The organism is Chryseobacterium sp. GQ58 (assembly GCF_059758895.1).
Map to the genome: position 1 here is coordinate 575990 of NZ_JCAXEH010000002.1, position 17112 is coordinate 593101.

Annotated in this window: 19 protein-coding genes; 8 read left to right on the forward strand and 11 right to left on the reverse strand. The window is 34.6% G+C overall.

The window, feature by feature from the left end:
* Positions 1 to 25: 25 nt before the first annotated feature.
* Together AC6CHK_RS06790 and AC6CHK_RS06795 are read right to left on the reverse strand one after the other, a co-directional pair.
* Complete coding sequence (locus tag AC6CHK_RS06790) at positions 26 to 850, reverse strand: tyrosine-protein phosphatase (RefSeq protein WP_498094788.1); 825 nt, start codon at positions 848 to 850, stop codon at positions 26 to 28.
* Positions 851 to 861: 11 nt separating this feature from the next.
* Positions 862 to 3774: a TonB-dependent receptor gene (locus tag AC6CHK_RS06795; RefSeq protein ID WP_498094789.1), complete on the reverse strand. Its 2913-nt coding sequence runs from the start codon at positions 3772 to 3774 to the stop codon at positions 862 to 864.
* A 256-nt stretch (positions 3775 to 4030) separates the two neighbouring features.
* Between AC6CHK_RS06795 and AC6CHK_RS06800 the strand changes: the two genes are divergently transcribed.
* From AC6CHK_RS06800 to pdeM, 5 genes are all read left to right on the forward strand, one after another.
* Complete coding sequence (locus AC6CHK_RS06800; protein WP_498094791.1) at positions 4031 to 5170, forward strand: helix-turn-helix domain-containing protein; 1140 nt, start codon at positions 4031 to 4033, stop codon at positions 5168 to 5170.
* A gap of 61 nt (positions 5171 to 5231) precedes the next feature.
* A complete protein-coding gene (locus tag AC6CHK_RS06805; RefSeq protein ID WP_498094793.1) occupies positions 5232 to 6257 on the forward strand; it encodes a ligase-associated DNA damage response exonuclease in 1026 nt (341 codons plus the stop codon).
* Positions 6254 to 7834, forward strand: a complete 1581-nt coding sequence (locus AC6CHK_RS06810) for an ATP-dependent DNA ligase (RefSeq protein ID WP_498094795.1) — start codon at positions 6254 to 6256, stop codon at positions 7832 to 7834. Before AC6CHK_RS06805 ends, AC6CHK_RS06810 begins: the two co-directional genes overlap by 4 nt.
* A gap of 102 nt (positions 7835 to 7936) precedes the next feature.
* Positions 7937 to 10384: a ligase-associated DNA damage response DEXH box helicase gene (locus tag AC6CHK_RS06815; protein WP_498094797.1), complete on the forward strand. Its 2448-nt coding sequence runs from the start codon at positions 7937 to 7939 to the stop codon at positions 10382 to 10384.
* Between the two features lie 128 nt (positions 10385 to 10512).
* Positions 10513 to 11157: a ligase-associated DNA damage response endonuclease PdeM gene (pdeM, locus tag AC6CHK_RS06820; protein ID WP_498094799.1), complete on the forward strand. Its 645-nt coding sequence runs from the start codon at positions 10513 to 10515 to the stop codon at positions 11155 to 11157.
* Here the strand turns inward: pdeM and AC6CHK_RS06825 are convergent, their stop codons facing one another.
* Positions 11158 to 11490, reverse strand: a complete 333-nt coding sequence (locus AC6CHK_RS06825; RefSeq protein WP_498094801.1) for a helix-turn-helix transcriptional regulator — start codon at positions 11488 to 11490, stop codon at positions 11158 to 11160.
* A 315-nt stretch (positions 11491 to 11805) separates the two neighbouring features.
* Between AC6CHK_RS06825 and AC6CHK_RS06830 the strand changes: the two genes are divergently transcribed.
* Positions 11806 to 12399 (forward strand): Crp/Fnr family transcriptional regulator, encoded by a 594-nt coding sequence (locus tag AC6CHK_RS06830; RefSeq protein ID WP_498094803.1) that lies wholly within the window; start codon positions 11806 to 11808, stop codon positions 12397 to 12399.
* A 49-nt stretch (positions 12400 to 12448) separates the two neighbouring features.
* Here the strand turns inward: AC6CHK_RS06830 and AC6CHK_RS06835 are convergent, their stop codons facing one another.
* The 4 genes from AC6CHK_RS06835 to AC6CHK_RS06850 form a co-directional block, all read right to left on the reverse strand.
* Positions 12449 to 12580, reverse strand: a complete 132-nt coding sequence (locus tag AC6CHK_RS06835) for a hypothetical protein (RefSeq protein ID WP_498094805.1) — start codon at positions 12578 to 12580, stop codon at positions 12449 to 12451.
* Between the two features lie 30 nt (positions 12581 to 12610).
* Positions 12611 to 12922, reverse strand: coding sequence for a hypothetical protein (locus tag AC6CHK_RS06840; RefSeq protein WP_498094807.1), 312 nt, complete (start codon positions 12920 to 12922; stop codon positions 12611 to 12613).
* 155 nt (positions 12923 to 13077) lie between these two features.
* Complete coding sequence (locus AC6CHK_RS06845; protein ID WP_498094809.1) at positions 13078 to 13692, reverse strand: Crp/Fnr family transcriptional regulator; 615 nt, start codon at positions 13690 to 13692, stop codon at positions 13078 to 13080.
* A gap of 89 nt (positions 13693 to 13781) precedes the next feature.
* Positions 13782 to 13934, reverse strand: a complete 153-nt coding sequence (locus AC6CHK_RS06850; protein WP_498094811.1) for a hypothetical protein — start codon at positions 13932 to 13934, stop codon at positions 13782 to 13784.
* A gap of 280 nt (positions 13935 to 14214) precedes the next feature.
* On the opposite strand from AC6CHK_RS06850, the gene AC6CHK_RS06855 reads away from it, so the two are divergent.
* Both AC6CHK_RS06855 and AC6CHK_RS06860 read left to right on the forward strand, forming a co-directional pair.
* Positions 14215 to 14721, forward strand: a complete 507-nt coding sequence (locus AC6CHK_RS06855; protein ID WP_498094813.1) for a pyridoxamine 5'-phosphate oxidase family protein — start codon at positions 14215 to 14217, stop codon at positions 14719 to 14721.
* Between the two features lie 24 nt (positions 14722 to 14745).
* Entirely contained in the window at positions 14746 to 15087 is a 342-nt protein-coding gene (locus AC6CHK_RS06860) for a hypothetical protein (protein ID WP_498094815.1), read from the forward strand.
* Between the two features lie 4 nt (positions 15088 to 15091).
* Here AC6CHK_RS06860 and AC6CHK_RS06865 read toward each other — a convergent pair whose 3' ends face one another.
* From AC6CHK_RS06865 to AC6CHK_RS06880, 4 genes are read right to left on the reverse strand one after another with little or no spacing between them, the layout of a single operon-like run.
* On the reverse strand, positions 15092 to 15685 hold the full coding sequence (locus AC6CHK_RS06865; RefSeq protein ID WP_498094817.1) for a Crp/Fnr family transcriptional regulator: 594 nt from the start codon (positions 15683 to 15685) through the stop codon (positions 15092 to 15094).
* Positions 15682 to 16065, reverse strand: a complete 384-nt coding sequence (ytxJ, locus tag AC6CHK_RS06870) for a bacillithiol system redox-active protein YtxJ (protein ID WP_498094818.1) — start codon at positions 16063 to 16065, stop codon at positions 15682 to 15684. Before ytxJ ends, AC6CHK_RS06865 begins: the two co-directional genes overlap by 4 nt.
* The gene (locus tag AC6CHK_RS06875; RefSeq protein ID WP_498094820.1) at positions 16062 to 16523 is read right to left on the reverse strand and encodes a DUF1569 domain-containing protein; all 462 of its coding nucleotides are present in this window, start codon (positions 16521 to 16523) and stop codon (positions 16062 to 16064) included. The genes ytxJ and AC6CHK_RS06875 overlap by 4 nt, the downstream gene beginning before the upstream one ends.
* Positions 16517 to 17053, reverse strand: coding sequence for a YfiT family bacillithiol transferase (locus AC6CHK_RS06880; RefSeq protein ID WP_498094822.1), 537 nt, complete (start codon positions 17051 to 17053; stop codon positions 16517 to 16519). Before AC6CHK_RS06880 ends, AC6CHK_RS06875 begins: the two co-directional genes overlap by 7 nt.
* Positions 17054 to 17112 lie beyond the last annotated feature (59 nt).

Genomic DNA, 17112 nt, shown 5'->3' on the forward strand with positions numbered 1-17112 from the left:
TTGTGAAGTGAAAATTCGCAGTTGACTATTTTGTATATTTCTCCTGCAAAACCGAAATTTCTCTCGGCCCGATCCCCATTTCAACCTGGAAGAAATTTTCTACACTTCCATATTTTTTGTTAATGGCTGCAAAGAAATTTCTGATCAGTTCCGGTCTCAATTCCATTTGCTGTTTGATTTCGGTTTCTGTCATTCCTGCCATTTTTGACAGCCCGGAATACATTCCTTTCATCGTTGGATTTTTAGCTAAATAAAAATTTGAAGCTACATAATCATTTTCAATGACATCTTGTGGAACTCCCAGTATTTTTAAGAATAAAGCCGAAGCCATTCCTGTTCTGTCACGACCGCCCGTACAATGAAATAATAGAGCTTCATCAGGTTTTAAAGCTAATAACTGAACAAATAAAGATCTGTATCTTTCTCCAAAATAAGGCAATCCGCCTTCACCGTACATGTCAAATAAAAAGTTTTTGTCTTTCAAAAATTTCACCATATCCTGAGCCGTCGGAAGATTATTGCTTCCAGCCGGGCAAAGAAGATAATTCGTGTTTTGGGGAAGTCTGTCCGGAGCTTTTTTGGCTTCTTCAATTCCTCTGAAATCTACCACCGTTACGATTTTTTTATCTTTAAAAGTCTGCAAATCTTTATCAGAAAGTTTATCAATTACATCGCTGCGGAATACTTTTCCTAATGCGACTTCTTTTCCATCTGCAGTTTTGTAACCTCCTGTATCTCTGAAATTGTAAGCTCCTTCCATCTTCACGATTCTGTGGAGACTGTCTTTAATCTGCGCATTTGCTGTTGCTCCAAAAGCAACGATTGCTAATGTAAATACTATTTTTTTCATATATATAAAATTTAAAATATTTGCCAACGAACTCCCATTTGTCCTCTGCTTCCGTACCACTCGTTTGATGTGATTCTTTTTTTGTTGTCACCCATGTAAAGTCTTAAACTTTCATTACTTAAGTTGTTTAATTCAATGAATAGTTTAACTTTTTTTGTGATATCATAACTCGCAGAGAAATCAATCGTGAAGTTTTTATCTGACCAGATGTAATATTGCGGTCCTAAATTTTGATTAATGGTTTCCACAGATTTTCCTCTGTAATTTCCGGCAAGGCGAATCATCATTTTATTGCTTTCATAATACAGAATAGCGTTGAAAAGGTTTTTAGATTGATTGGGAAGTGTAGTTTTATCCAAATATTGAATTTCGTTTGAAATTCTCGGAACTTCTACGCTGGAATCGATGAAAGTATAATTAAACTCAACACCGAAATTGCTCCAGAAACTTGGTAAAAAGTCCAGACGTTTATTAATTCCTACTTCAAAGCCAAGTAAGTTTGAGTCCTGAAGATTTTTCGCTTGAGTTATCATATAATCGGTTCCGTCCAGATTCATGATTGAAGTATCCGAAAAAACTATATCTGAAATTTTCTTATAAAAAACACCTCCCGAAAGGATGCCGATATTGTTGAAATAATATTCACCCATAAAGTCAAAATTGTGGCTGAAAGTAGGCTTCAGATCCGGGTTTCCTCTTGTGATTCTGTTTGGATTTGTAGTGTTGTCAATACTTGAACCCGGCGACATATCTCCAAAGTTGGGTCTGATGAATGATTTTGTATAGGCAAATCTAAGATTCGATTTTGGAGAAAAACTATAACGCAAATGAAGCATCGGAAGAAACGCATTATAATTGCTTTCCACAGTTGACGGGCTGATGACCGTTGTTAAAGGATTTCCTTCTTTGGTGGCTTTTGCTCCGTATAAAGTCAATCTTGTGGTTTCGTTTCTGAATCCTCCTACGATTTTAAATTTATCGCTAGCTTTAATTTCGGCCATTGCGTAAGCTGCAAAAACGTTTTCTTCTCCCGTGTAAACGCTTGTTGCATTGGTTTCTGCACTTGAAAGATCTCTAAAGCCATTTTGTTGTAAAAATTCTGGCGAATACATCTGGAAAAGCTGATCTTTTGTTGGCGGATTCATGATGTATGGGCTGTAATTTCCGTTCATTCCGTTCAGAAAAGCAGCTCCTTGTGGTGGTTCGCTTGTTGATAATTGTGATAAAGTAAGCAATGCCGGAGAATTTGGAATCCCTAAAGCTGCACCCGGAAGAAAAACTGCATTGTATCCGTATGTGCTGTTTCTGTCTTTCTCACGGTATTTTGCTCCTACTTTTAATGAAATATTGGAGTTGATATCATATTTGAGATTTAATCTTGCAATTTTATCTCTTTCATTATTGTCAAGTTTTGCAATGACCAATTGAGAAAGTAGTAATTTGTCCGCGCTCATCACTTCGTTTTGATTAGCTGTATCGGAGCTGTAATCCATGTATTCACCTCCTGTTCCGTTTGGTGAATCGAATCCCCAATACCGTTTTCCGTCATTTGAAAGATTGGTAAAGCCACCAGTAATTTTCTGTCTGAAAGTTGCGATCGGAAGACCTTTAACTCCGTTTGTCGGAGGCGTATCGAGGAAATATTTTGCTTGATAATCGCTTAGCATCCAATCGATATTCAATTTTGAAGTAATGCTGTGTTCTCCACCCAATTCCAATCCATATAATTCCGTTTGATAATGCGAATACCTGAAATTGTATTGATATCGGCTGTTGTTGTAATCTACATAAGATTCATAAACAGGACGGATATCATCAAATTTGTTATACATTCCACGGAAATAGATTTTGTTGTTGGCATTCAATTTATATTCCAGTCCGCCGTTTAGTCCGATCGTTCTTCTCGTTCCCATATATCTTTTCATCATGACTGTTCCGATCGAATTTTTCTGTACATCATTTGCAGATGCTGTATTGTAAGTCACATCGAAAGAATCTGCTCCCCATTGTCTGTCCCAAATCGCACCGGAAAGGATTACGCCAAGTTTATTATTAAAAAAACGGTCTCCATAAACAATTGACCCGTTATAGGTTGCATTTTGAGAAAAAGTATTGTAACCGCCCGCTCCGCTTACGCTTAAAGTTTTCTTGGCCGGAGCGGTTCTTGTAATGAAATTAATGCTTCCGCCAATTGCATCACCATCCATATCGGGAGTTACAGCTTTCGAAACTTGAACAAACTGAATTAATTCTGAAGGAACAACATCCAAAACGAAAGATCTGTTCCCTAAAACGTTGGCACTCGGAAGCCTGTTTCCATTGAATAATGCAGATGTCCATGCAAAAGGAGTTCCTCTCACGGTTGCCTGATCTGCTTCACCATGATACCTTGCAACGGCAACTCCTTGTACTCTCTGTACAGCTTCGGCAGCATTTCTGTCCGGAAGTTTACCAATTGCATCGGCGGCAATTACTTCCATAATGGCATTGCTGTTTTTCTTAATTTCGTAAGCTTTTGCCTGTGTCAAAGCATTTGGTCTTGCGATCACAACCTCCTGAATATCATTTACTTTATCCTTGCTTTTCTTTTCTTCAGGATCGATGGTGATGTAACCGATATCATTTGTTCCTTCTTTTATAGTAATTGGAAAAGTCTTCGTTTCATAACCGATGTATTCAATTTTAAGAATCATTTCTCCCAATGCAGACGAAAGAAGATTGAAATCTCCGTCTAATGATGAAACTGTTTTTGCATCCGCATCTACAATAGAAATATTGGCTCCGGGCAATGCTCCGTTTGTTTTTCCGACAACCGTTCCTTTTATTGTCTGTGCATGAATGGTTCCTAAAGAAGCCATCAGGAAAAAAGCAGATACCTGAATGATTCTTGATTTGTGTTTTGAAAAACCAATAAAATTGTTCATAGTTTTTTTTGATGCAAATGTGGATGAATCAATACCCCTTTTCGTCCGCTTGAAAAAACCAGATTCAAAAACGTGTCAGTTGTTGGTTTGATACTTTTAAAGTATTGTTTTTCAATATATTATACTTAGTAAACTATTTGTTATTTATTTATGAACCTAACATTAAGCTTGAAGTAAAATTTTTAATAGATAAATAATAGACTTCCGGATGATACAAAGCCTATTTTGTATTTATTTTGTGAAAACCTAAGAAAGAATGCAGTATATTGTTATCGTTGGGGCTTTTCAGGCACTTGTAGCGCTTTGGCTTTTACAGTTCAGAGAGAAAAAAACACCTTCAAATTACCTGTTTATTTTTCTTTTATCTGCGATTGCAGTCCATTTGACAATTAAATTTGTCATCTTCAATTTTATACCTTACGAAAGTATCAGGCAGCAGATGAATACATTTATTGGGGTTTGCTACGGCCCTTTGATTTATTTATATGCTTTAAGCAAAACAAAAAGAAATTTTTCTATTGCAGGCAAATGGTATATTTTTATTCCGTTTTTTGTATTGATGATCGCTTATTTTACGACTTCGTGTGTTTTTATTATTTTAAATCGTGTTGATCAGCGATTGCTCGATCTTTATAATAATTTTAGCTTGATTTTAATTTTTATCATTAATTTATATTATCCCTTAAAAAGTATTTTCATTGTTAATAAAAATCAATTTAAAAAACTAGAAATAGCTGAATTTGATGTGATTACAAGAATTTCCTATTGCATTCTTATGATGGAATTTGGAGTGATTGCTTCCAAAACTTTAGTTTATTTTTATGCCGAACAAACTCAAATAATTAATTTTTCAATAAGAAGTATTGCTTATTTTGTATTATTAATTATCTGTCTTTTAATTCTAAGAAAAAGCCTTAAAACAGACATAAAAAGCCTTACGGATGACGATTTAAAAATATCTGTAAAAGAAAATCTTAACAAAGAGATATTTGCAATAAATACAACCGATTACGAAACAAAATTTCATGAGCTTTGGCAAAAAATGGATGATTCTGTGAAACAAAAACAGCTGTTTCGAGATTGTGATTTAAACCTTGATCAGCTTGCTTTAGAAACAAAAATAAACAAATACCAAATCAGCGAAATGTTGAACGGATATCAACACAAGCATTTTTACCGCTATATCAACGAATATCGTATTGAATACTTTAAACATATGGTTGAAAAAGCAATCGAGAAAAATGAAAATATCAATTTTTTATCTTTAGCTTACGAATCAGGTTTCAAATCGAAATCTTCCTTTAATCGGTATTTTAAAGAAATTATTGGCAAAACTCCTTCAGCGTTTTATAAGGAACTCACAAGCCGAGTGCCTATGGAATTGAAAATGGATTAGAAAATCGTATTTATCATAATTGGTTAGATTTTTGAATGGTAAATTCAAACTCATCTTACCATTGAAATTAATTACATTCACAAACAAAGGTATTTACTGTCCGCAGGGAAAATTTTATATTGATCCGTGGCGGCCTGTTGATTTGGCGGTCATTACTCACGGCCATGCCGATCACGCCCGTTGGGGAATGAAAAAATATCTTTGTCATCATTTCACAAAACCTATTTTACATCAAAGAATTTCTCCGGATATAGAATGTCAAAGCGTTAAATATGGCGAAACTGTCAATATAAATGGCGTGAAACTTTCGCTTCATCCTGCCGGACATATTATTGGTTCGGCTCAAATACGATTGGAATATAAAGGTTATGTAAGCGTAATTTCCGGAGATTATAAAGTTCAGGATGATGGTTTGAGTACACCTTTTGAATTAGTAAAATGTAATGAATTTGTTACCGAAAGCACTTTCGGGCTTCCAATTTACAATTGGTTGGAGATTGAAGATTTAAATAGAAAGCTTCAAAGCTGGGTTTTAAGAAATAAAGAAAATCAAAAAACTTCCGTATTCATCGGATATTCTTTAGGAAAAGCTCAACGAATTATGAAAGCGGTTGAAGGCTTGGGAAAGATTCATGTTCACTATTCCATCGGAAAATTAAATGAAGCTTTTGAGTCGGTGGGAATAGATCTTCCCGAATATGAAATTCCGGATTTTAGGGAAAACATAAAGCATGTTCAGGGTGAAATTGTCATTGTTCCGCCTGCCTTACTCGACAGCAATATTATTAAAAAAATACCTGAAGCTGCGACAGCAATCTGTTCTGGTTGGATGCAGGTTCGCGGAGCCAGAAGATGGCGAAGTGCCGATGCCGGTTTTGCAATGAGCGATCATGCCGACTGGAAAGGTTTATTGCAAGCCATAAAAGCAACTGAAGCTGAAATCGTGCACGTAACTCACGGACAAACAGAAGTTTTTTCAAAATACTTAAATGAATTGGGAATAAAATCCGATGTCGTGGAGACGTTGTATGGCGATGATGATGAAGAAGAAACAGAAAAAGAAATCATAGAAAATCCTGAGCCATGAAAAATTTTGCAGAATTGATCAACGCTTTGGAAAGCACCAATAAAACCAACGCCAAAATCGATGCAATCATCGATTATCTGGAACGAGCTCCGGATGATGATAAAGTATGGTTTATTGCCTTGTTTACGGGAAAAAGACCCAAACGAAATGTCAATACAAACTACATGAAAGAATGGGCTTTGGAAATCACGCAATTGCCGTTTTGGCTGTTTCAGGAAAGTTATTCGTCCGTTGGTGATTTGGGCGAGACGCTTTCTTTAATTCTTCCTCCGCCAACCAAAAAAATCGAGAAATCTCTTTCCGAATGGATGAAAGATATCATTAATTTAAAAAACAAAAACGAAGCTGAAAAAAAAGAATTTGTCCTTAATTCGTGGGACGGATTGGATTATACAGAACGGCTTATTTTCAATAAGTTATTAGGCGGAAGCTTCAGAATTGGCGTTTCTTCTAAAACATTGATCAATTCTTTAACCAAATATTCCGGACAGGAAACAAGCACTTTAATGCACAGCCTGATGGGAAAATGGGAACCTGCTGAAACATCATTTCAGGAACTTATTTCTGCTGAAAATATTAATCCGGACAATTCAAAACCATATCCTTTTTGTTTAGCTTATCCTTTGGAAAAAGAACTGGAAGAGCTCGGAACTCCTGACGAATGGCTGATTGAATATAAATGGGACGGAATCCGCGGACAAATTATTAAAAGAAATGACGAAGTTTTCATTTGGTCGCGCGGTGAAGAATTGGTTACGGAACAGTTTCCCGAAATTGCTGAAACAATAAAAGGCATGAAAGGTAATTTTGTTTTGGATGGAGAAATACTTGCGGTAAAGGATTCTAAAGTTCTAAATTTTAATGAATTACAAAAAAGATTAAACAGGAAAACTTTAACTAAAAAGATGCTTTCAGAAATTCCGATCGAGGTTTTTGCATACGATTTATTAGAATTGGAAGGTACTGATTTGAGAGAAAAACCAATCTTTGCAAGACGTGCAATGCTGGAAGAATTATTATTAAATGAAAATCCTGAAAACATAAAGATTTCTCAGGTTATTAATTTTGAAAACTGGGAAGATTTAGACCAAATCAGAGAAAATTCAAGAGATATCAACAGTGAAGGTTTAATGCTGAAACAAAAGAATTCGCCTTATCATTCGGGAAGAAAAAAAGGTGATTGGTGGAAATGGAAAATCAATCCGTTAACGATTGATGCAGTTTTGATTTACGCTCAAAAAGGAAGCGGAAGACGAAGCGCTTATTACACCGATTATACCTTTGCTGTAAAAAACGGCGATGCTTTGGTTACCATTGCAAAAGCGTATTCGGGTTTGACCGACAAAGAAATCATGGAAATCAGCAAGTTTGTCAACAAAAATGCTATTGAAAAATTCGGGCCTGTGCGAACTGTAAAAGCCGAATTGGTTTTTGAAATTGCTTTTGAAGGAATTGGCTTCAGCAACCGTCATAAAAGCGGTGTCGCCTTACGTTTTCCAAGAATTGTACGTTGGCGAAAAGATAAAACTGTTGATGAAATTGATGATTTAGAAGAAATTAAGAAATTGATACAATAAAACGCTTCGACTTCGCTCAACGTGACACTTCAAAAATAAATGTATTTGCGATGTCAATCTGAGCGAAGTCGAAGACTCTAACTAACTTTAAACTGAATTTATTTGTCAACATTTGAAAATACCAACGGATTCAATATCATTCAGCAATGGATGGCGGATAAAGGTATTTCTCCCTTCAAATTTCAGATCGATACCTGGCAAAAATTTGGAAACGGTTACAGCGGGATGGTGGTTGCTCCGACTGGTTTTGGAAAAACTTATTCCGTTTTTTTAGCTTTGGTTTCAGATTTTTTGAGTCATCCCGAAAAATATAAAAAAGGCTTAAAAATGGTCTGGATCACTCCTCTCCGATCGCTCGCCAAAGATATTGCCAAAGCGATGCAGGAAGCAATGGATGAGATTGGTCTGGATTGGATTGTTGGGGTCAGAAATGGTGATACAGATCCGAAAGTAAGACAACAGCAGGTAAAAAATATGCCTGAAATTTTAGTTGTAACTCCCGAAAGTCTTCATCTGCTTTTGGGTCAAAAAAATAATGAACGATTTTTTCAGAATATTCATTGTGTTGCCGTTGACGAGTGGCATGAGCTGCTTGGGTCAAAACGCGGCGTGATGGTTGAATTAGGGATTTCCCAACTTAGAAAATATGTTCCGAAAATTAAAATCTGGGGAATTACAGCAACAATCGGGAACCTTCAAGAAGCAATGGAAATTTTGATTCCTTATGATATCAAAAAAACAAAAATTACAGCTAAACAACTTAAGAAAATAGATATTATTCCTGTCTTTCCGGATGAAGTCGAAATTCTACCGTGGGCGGGACATCTCGGACATAAATTGGCTGATAAAGTTGTTCCGATTATTTTAAACTCAAAATCCACCATTGTTTTTACCAATACACGAAGCCAAAGCGAAATGTGGTATCAATTACTGCTCGATGCTTATCCGGATTTTGCGGGGCAGATTGCCATTCATCACAGTTCGATCGATGCACATTTAAGAATTTGGATTGAAGAAAATTTAAGCAACGGAAAATTAAAAGCCGTAGTTTCCACTTCGTCTTTAGATTTAGGTATAGATTTTAAACCTGTTGATACCGTGATACAAATTGGTTCTGCAAAAGGTGTAGCAAGATTCCTTCAACGTGCTGGACGTAGCGGCCACTCCCCTTTTGAAACTTCAAAGATTTATTGTGTTCCGACGCATTCTTTGGAGCTGATTGAAGTTGCTGCCTTAAAAGAAGCCGTTAAACAAAAAGTGATCGAACCTCGTGAGCCGCAGGTTTTATGCTTTGATGTTTTGGTTCAGTTTTTAATGACATTGGCGGTTGGTGACGGCTTTTATCCTGATGAATTGCATGAAAGAATCAAGCAGGTTTATACTTTCCGGGAAATGACGGATGAAGAGTGGAAAAGCATGATGGAATTTCTTACCATTGGAGGAAGCGCTTTGAAAAACTACGAAGAATATCATAAAGTGGTGATTATGGATGACGGATTGCATAAAGTGACTTCGAGGAAAATTGCCATGTTGCACCGAATGAATATGGGCGCTATCGTAAGTGATGCCATGTTGAAAGTGAAATTTATATCAGGCGGTTACATCGGAATGGTTGAAGAATATTTTATTTCAAAGCTTAAAAAAGAAGAAAAATTTATTCTTGCAGGAAGAGTTTTGGAAGTTGCCATGGTGAAAGATATGACGGTTTATGTAAGATTATCAAAAGGAAAAGCTTTGGCTCCGAGTTATTTAGGCGGAAGATTGCCTTTAAGTTCAAATTTGGGACGATTTTTAAGAGAAAAGCTTTCCGGAGCATTAAATCCGAAAGCTTCTGAAAAAGAATTGAAATTTTTACATCCTTTACTGGCAAAACAGGAAGAGCGATCACACATTCCGAAAGAAGACGAATTCTTGGTTGAACTGATCAAAAACCGCGAAGGCTATCATTTATTTATGTATCCTTTTGAAGGACGTTTGGTACACGAAGTGATGGCTGCTTTAATTGCTTTCAGGATTTCAAAATTGGCTCCTATTTCCTTTTCAATGGCAATGAATGATTATGGTTTAGAATTATTTAGTGATAAAGAAATACCGTTAAATGAAGATAATCTGCAAAGAATACTGACAAGAGAAAATTTGATGGTTGATGTGATTTCAAGTATTAATTCTGCTGAAATGGCTAGGCGAAAATTCAGGGATATTGCTGTGATTTCAGGAATGGTGATTCAGAATATGCCCGGACAGCAACGTTCAAATAAATCTTTACAAAGCTCGGCTGGCCTTATTTTTAAAGTTTTGGAAGATTACGATCCGCATCATTTTCTTGTAAGACAGGCGTATACAGAAGTTTTTAATATGCAGCTTCAGGAGCAGAGGTTGGTCGAAGCTTTTAAAAGAATAGAAAAATCGAAAATTATTTTGAAATTTGCCAATACTTTTACACCTTTGAGTTTTCCGATAAAAGTTGATAGCTTGAGACAAACGCTGTCAAGTGAAGGCTTAGATTCAAGAATTAGAAAATTGATTGAACAAGCGAAGAAAGCGAAATAATATGAATTGTAAATGTGCTTCTGTCATTCTGAATGAAGTAAAGCGAAGTAAAGAATCTAATTTAGTAAAGAACGAGATTCTTCCTTCGTCAGATTGACAAACTTCCGTTAAATTTCTTCAAATAAAAAATGAATTTAGCTACAAAAAATATAAACATCCAAAACGAAAAATTTACCTTGACCAATCAGCGGGCTGCATTTTGGGAAAAGGAAAAAGCTTTGATTTTTTCAGATTTGCATATTGGGAAAACCGCTCATTTTCGCAAAAACGGAATTGCTTTGGCGAATCATATCATGAAAAATGATTTGGAACGATTGTCGATTTTAATAGAATATTTTCAGCCGGAAAAGTTCATTGTCGTCGGCGATCTGCTTCATGCAGGAGACAATTCTGATGTTGACGACTTTTGTGTCTGGAAAAACCAATATCCGCAGATAAAATTTTGTCTTGTAGAGGGCAATCACGACAGGATTTCAAAAAAGCTGGAAGAAAAGCTTTGCTTAGATTTTAGAGCTGATGTTTTAGAAATAAATCCTGTTCTTTTTGTTCATAATTTTGAAAAATCACATCAAAAGTTTCAGATTACGGGTCATATTCATCCGGGTTTTTCTTTGAATTCTGCTGTGAAAAATATCAAACTTCCATGTTTTGTGCAGACTGAAAACCAGTTGCTGCTTCCTGCTTTCAGCGAATTTACGGGTTTGGATCTCAAAAATACTCCTAAAAAAGGAAAGTTTTTTGTATTTACAGATTCAGAAATTTTTGAAATTTAATTATAACTCGTCAAACCACTTGTAGATGTCAACAGATGAAGAAATATTTAGTTTTTTTCGTATTCTGTTTTTCCTGTTTTGTATTGCTTTTGGGGTTACAAAAGTATAGGTTGCAATCTCTTTCGTACTTAAATTGAGCTTTAAATAAACGCAAAAAATAAGTTCAGAATTTTGAAATTTAGGATAAATCGCCGATAATTTTTCGAAAAATTCCGGATAAGTTGATTTAAATTTATTTAAAAGACGTGGAGAATTTTCTTTTGCCAATTTTATAATCTCTTCATCTGCTAAATTTTTCATTTGATGGTCTGCATTCGATTCTGTCTTACTCATATTTAGCTCTCATATTGTCTTTTCGGTATTCCAATTTATTTATATCATAAAATTTAGGGGATTACAAATATATCAGATATAATCGTTTTCTTTTTATGATTCAAATCACAGCCTGTTGGTTTATTTTATAAAAATTAGCTATTATTATTTTTAAATTCAGGGCTATTAAGGCTTAATAGGTTTATTTTTTATAATGTGTGGTATGTGTGTGGTATCATAATAATTCACTTTTCACAAAAATTATTTTTTCTTTACATGATATTAAATTAAAAACTCAGTCGAGATTTAATTTGAATTATTTTTATTGAAGATTATATGATTATTGAAGAACAATTACTTTCTTTAGGTGCCGATTACAAAGAATATCAGATTAACGAAATGATATTTTCCGAAGGTGAAACAGCCCAATATTATATTCAGATAGCTGAAGGAAAAGCAAAACTCAACAATTACAGCGAAAAGGGAAAAGAATTTATTCACAGTATTCTTTCAAAAGGTGAAAGTCTTGTAGAAACCAGTATTTTTCTAGAAAAACCTTATCCCGTAAATGCCGTTGCCATCGAAGATTGTAAAGTTTTAAGGCTGCCAAAAAGTAATTATCAAAGTTTTTTAAGCGAAAATCCTGCGTTTTATGAGAAACTGGTCTTCGTTTTATCTGAAAAACTGCATTATCAGTATATGATGCTGCATTCTATTTCTTTTCTGAGTCCTGAAAAACGGCTGACAACTTTAATGAATTATCTGAAAAATAATCATGAAAATCAATCGCCTTATTCTCTTCAGATTCCGTTGACCAGGCAACAGCTTGCTTCTTTGACGGCTTTGAGCGTAGAAACCGTAATCAGGGTTATAAAAAGTATGGAGAAAGATAAAGTTCTAAAAATTCAAAACAGGAAGATTTTTTACTAAAATTAAATATCAACCTTCCTGCTTTTCAAATTTTTCAGACGCCGTTTTGTTAGCTTTTTTCGGTGCCTGTTTTTTCTGCTTTCACATCTGTTTTTTTTGGCTCATCTTCTTCAATATCGCATCTGCACGAGGAAACGTTTATTAAGCAAACCGCAGCGATAAGAGCAATTATAGTTTTCATTGTTATAATTTAGGATTAAATTTTATAATGTTAAGTAAGTGTTGCGTGAGGAAATTTCATGTATTTTTCAACGTATTTAAGATCTTCTTCGTCTTTTATTGAAAGATAAAACATGGTTTGCAGCGGCTCCTTTTCACCGATACTTTCAAGGCAGTCAAAATGTGAAATCAATACTTTGATATTCTGTATTTTTACATCTTTTTCAATGACGAAAAGTAAAAATATATTTTCTGTAATTTCTTTTGCATAGATTACTGATCCAACTTCAAACAGGTTTGATTGGTTTTTGATTCTTATGAAACGATCAGATTTTAGCGTTCTGAGTACTTTTTGGTAATTCATGGCGTTTATATCCTTATAATCTTGCCAAACAACCGAAGATTGTTTTTTAAGAATAATTTAAAAAAATGAGTTTATTGTTGCGAAATAATTCTCAAAATAAGGATAGCCAAAATTACTGATGAGTGTTGCAATTATTTTATGAGCAGAATCATTGTCTAATAAAAAATCTTTCTGTTGTCGATTTTTATCGTTCGATTCTGTTCCATTTTTTTGAAGGCTCTGATTACGGTTTCAACGCGAAGGCCTGTCAAATCAGCAATTTGTTGTCTTGTTAAATGAATTTCAAATGATGAAGGAACGTCGTCACTATGAAAACTTTTCAGATATTCCAACAGACCTGTAAGTCGTATAACCGGATCATTCGATGCCAAGTTCTGCAGCATCAAAGTCTGAAAATACAATCTTTGCGACATACATTCGCTAATCTGGATGGATACTTCATGATGAGCTTCCAAAAGCTTAAGAAAATTTTGTTTTGACAGTCTTAAAATCGTGGTTGGCTTTAGAGTTTCAGCATTGATGGGATATTTTTTATCCACAAAAAGCATAGAATCTCCTAAGCTTTGCCCGTCTCCCAGAATGTTATGAATAAATTCTTTACCATCCTGGCTGTAATTATTTTCTTTTACCTTTCCTTTAACAATTTGATAATAATATAACGGCGGATCCCCTTGTTGGAAAATTATTTCCTTTTCATTAAAATGTATCAATTCACCACCAAAAGATTTTAAAAGATCCTCTCCTATTTTCGCACAGCTTATTGTTTTCATATCATATTAGTTTCTCATGTGAAGTTAGCATATATTTTGCCAAAATCATTTAGAAACTAAAACTTTTAAAATTTTTGGAGGCCGAAAAATTACCGTAATGAATCAGTAGTATTTGTCGTAGAATCTTGTTTTACAGCAGAAGCATCAGGAATTGTCGGTTCTGCTTGAGATACTGTATCGTCCGACAAAATGTTGTTGGTTTCGGTGCCTGTCTCTTTTTTTGTACACTGCGCAGCAAGCATTCCAACTGCAAAGTGTAAGCATCAACTTTTTCATAATATTTATTTGGTGAATTATCCTTTAAAAGTAATAATTAAAACTGTTTGGTTTTTATGACTTTAGTCATAATTGTAATATATTCATTAATAATTATGTTTTTGTAGCTATTAATTAATAAAACATTAAAATAATTATTTTTTTGATTAATTTTAAAAAATGGTTAGATTTTTGAATTGAAAAGTTCAGAAAAGATTTTATACCGATAAAATTTTTATTTGCATTAAACCACAAAATAATTATAATATGTCTACAGAAAATTTAACCCACAGCGACGCGATTAAAAAAATTAAAGAACTTTCCGAAGAAGCAAGAATCTGTATGTTTTGTACCGATCTTGAAACCCTTCCGATCAATTCTCGACCGATGAGCCTTCAGGAAACAGACAATTCGGGAAATCTTTGGTTTATCAGCAGTGAAGCCAGCAACAAAAATTTTGAAATAAAAGAAGATCGCAGAGTTCAGCTTTTCTTTATGAATAACAGCGATTCTCAATACCTTTCCGTGTATGGCGAAGCTTCGATTTATAAAGACAAATCTACAATTGAAGAAAAATGGTCTGCAATGGCCAATGCATGGTTTGACGGTAAAGACGATCCAAATGTATCGATTATCCGTGTAGAGCCTAAAGAAAGCTATTATTGGGATACAAAGGCCGGAAAATTGGTGAGTTTAATAAGTTTTGTAGCTGCCGCAATTACCGGAAATGAAACCAACAATTCCGACGGAGTTGAAGGAAACGCAACTATTTAAGTTTAACCTTAAAAACTGATAATCATGATTTTTGAAGATAAGCCGCATGCTGTTCTGCAAGACGTGAGCAGCGCGCCTCAGGAAACCTTTAAGTTTGCCAATATTATTAATTTCACAGGAGACAAATCTTGTATTCTTTCTTCTTTACAAAAGATTAAGAACAGTACTTTATGCGAAATTAAAAGAAAAACTATTGATAAATTTATTAAAGAATATTCTGCTCATTTTGACACTTATATAGAAAATGAGAATTATCTTCACGAAGGATATCGTCTTTGTCCTGTTTATGCTAAAAAATCTTACGAAAAAGTTTTAAAGGAACAGGAATATTTAAACAGGCTGATTACGATTTTAAATCCGGATTAAATCATTATTTATCTGTAACAAAATTCTTTCTGGCCAGCTCTTTTCTCACGCGGCTTAAGCTTTCGGGTGTGATGCCTAAATAAGATGCAATCATCCATTGGGGAACTCTGAGCAACAAATCAGGATACATTTTTACAAATTTCAGATATCTTTCCTCGGCGGTTTCGCCCAACAAAGAATTGATTCTGTCCTGTAAATTTTTGACGTGTTTTTGTACAAGCACGTCACTTTTTTCAATGCTGTTGGGAAACTCTTCAATCAATCTGTTGAAAAAATCTACATGCAGAAGTAAAACTTCCGAATCTTCCACAGCTTCAATATAATACAATGATTTTTCGTTAAAATACATGCTGCTTCGATCGGAAATCAGCCAACTTTCCGGGGCAAATTGTATGATATGCTCCTTACCGTTTCTGTCTATGGAATACATTCTCAAAAGCCCTTTTTCAACAAAAAATATGTTTCTGCAAATCTCACCGTACTGAAGAAGAAACTGGTTTTTTGCCACTTTTTTTGTCTCGTACTGCATACTGCAGAGATTCACTTTTTCTAAAGGAACATCAAGAACTTTTGCTAAATAGGTATTGATATTACTCATGATGTAATTTGGCTTATAGAAATATTCTGATGAGATGCGTTGTTGATTACCTTTCCGTTTTCTATAACGAGAAGTTGCGGGCTTTCATGTCTTATGTTGAAATCTTCGGCTATTTTGTTGGATAAATTTCTGTAGGCCAAAAGATCTAAAAAATAAAGAACAGTATTGTTTTCTTCCGCAGATTCAATTTCTTTTTCAAAATTCTTCAAAACGGTTTTACTGATAAAACAGCTTGTCGAATGCTTAAAAATTGCAATTTTCTGCTGGTAAGATTTTTTCACAGCATTTTCGAGATCTTGCTCAGACTGTATAGGATTCCAGAAAGATTTTGATTGGTTTTCTTCCTGTTTTCCGCCAAATATTTTATCAAAAAAACTCATACATTAAATTGTTTCAGGTGATGATTGAGGTGTTTGTATTCTAAAAACCCCCAATCCTTTTCTTTCATTGTTCCAAAAAGAGCGTGGCTTTGTGGCAAATCATTGCTTTCATAAGCATTCTGATAAGCATCAAGTGTTTTCAGAAGATTATTTTTTGCCGTTTCAAAGTCACATTCAAAATTAACGATTACTTTTTGAAAACAAGGCATATTGCGAGGAATTCCGTTATTGAAAATCTGTATTTCTTTTTTTGTGACAATACCAATGATTCTGAACAAAATATTAATGCTCGGAAGCTCAATTTTTTTTAAAGGAATCTGTAAAATCAAATCACAATGCGCCAACATCTGCGCAACGTTCATCTTCCCCCATCTCCGCTGAGAATTTGGAGAAAGATTTGAAATTCTGAAGACAATTTCATCAAAGTGAATTGTATTGTGCAGGCTTTTCTTTACCAACCTTTTTCTCTCTTTAGATTTTCGATGTGAGCAAAATGATGATTGCAATGCCAGACATACAATGCAAGATAATATCTCAGATTATGATCTTTTTCTTTTTCAGGATGATGAAAAGTTCTTTCAAATTGTTTATTGGTAAGTGTTTTCAGAAGAACGTACCATCTTTGATGAATTCCTTTTATCATTTTCAACGCGGGCCTTACCGGCATATTTGCGCTGTCTTGAAGCTCTGCCCATTTTGCTTCTTCGTAAGGTTTTATGGTTGGATTATCTTCGGTAAGCGCAAGTTTAAACCTGAAAAAACTATTTCCATGGCTGTCTGCAATATGATTGACAAGTTGTCTTACTGTCCAGCCACCATTTCTGTAAGGAGTGTCGAGCTGGTCATCAGAAAAATCCTCAATCAGGTTTTTTAGTTTCCCCGGAAAATTTTTTATGACCTTGATTTGCTCATCCAGCTTGATGTCGCAATTATTATCGGTCTCCTGAAATTCTCCAATAGGAAATTTTTTAACGTCTAAATCATCCATTTTTTAAGTTAATTTATAGTTTTTCTGGTCATTAATTTTATACAATTCTCTTGATTATT

Excerpts from the sequence above, each read along its gene's own strand:
- AC6CHK_RS06790 (WP_498094788.1), bottom strand. The coding sequence starts at position 850 with ATGAAAAAAATAGTATTTACATTAGCAATCGTTGCTTTTGGAGCAACA.
- AC6CHK_RS06795 (WP_498094789.1), bottom strand. The coding sequence starts at position 3,774 with ATGAACAATTTTATTGGTTTTTCAAAACACAAATCAAGAATCATTCAG.
- AC6CHK_RS06800 (WP_498094791.1), top strand. The coding sequence starts at position 4,031 with ATGCAGTATATTGTTATCGTTGGGGCTTTTCAGGCACTTGTAGCGCTT.
- AC6CHK_RS06810 (WP_498094795.1), top strand. The coding sequence starts at position 6,254 with ATGAAAAATTTTGCAGAATTGATCAACGCTTTGGAAAGCACCAATAAA.
- pdeM (WP_498094799.1), top strand. The coding sequence starts at position 10,513 with ATGAATTTAGCTACAAAAAATATAAACATCCAAAACGAAAAATTTACC.
- AC6CHK_RS06825 (WP_498094801.1), bottom strand. The coding sequence starts at position 11,490 with ATGAGTAAGACAGAATCGAATGCAGACCATCAAATGAAAAATTTAGCA.
- AC6CHK_RS06830 (WP_498094803.1), top strand. The coding sequence starts at position 11,806 with ATGATTATTGAAGAACAATTACTTTCTTTAGGTGCCGATTACAAAGAA.
- AC6CHK_RS06835 (WP_498094805.1), bottom strand. The coding sequence starts at position 12,580 with ATGAAAACTATAATTGCTCTTATCGCTGCGGTTTGCTTAATAAACGTT.
- AC6CHK_RS06840 (WP_498094807.1), bottom strand. The coding sequence starts at position 12,922 with ATGAATTACCAAAAAGTACTCAGAACGCTAAAATCTGATCGTTTCATA.
- AC6CHK_RS06845 (WP_498094809.1), bottom strand. The coding sequence starts at position 13,692 with ATGAAAACAATAAGCTGTGCGAAAATAGGAGAGGATCTTTTAAAATCT.
- AC6CHK_RS06850 (WP_498094811.1), bottom strand. The coding sequence starts at position 13,934 with ATGCTTGCTGCGCAGTGTACAAAAAAAGAGACAGGCACCGAAACCAAC.
- AC6CHK_RS06855 (WP_498094813.1), top strand. The coding sequence starts at position 14,215 with ATGTCTACAGAAAATTTAACCCACAGCGACGCGATTAAAAAAATTAAA.
- AC6CHK_RS06860 (WP_498094815.1), top strand. The coding sequence starts at position 14,746 with ATGATTTTTGAAGATAAGCCGCATGCTGTTCTGCAAGACGTGAGCAGC.
- AC6CHK_RS06865 (WP_498094817.1), bottom strand. The coding sequence starts at position 15,685 with ATGAGTAATATCAATACCTATTTAGCAAAAGTTCTTGATGTTCCTTTA.
- ytxJ (WP_498094818.1), bottom strand. The coding sequence starts at position 16,065 with ATGAGTTTTTTTGATAAAATATTTGGCGGAAAACAGGAAGAAAACCAA.
- AC6CHK_RS06880 (WP_498094822.1), bottom strand. The coding sequence starts at position 17,053 with ATGGATGATTTAGACGTTAAAAAATTTCCTATTGGAGAATTTCAGGAG.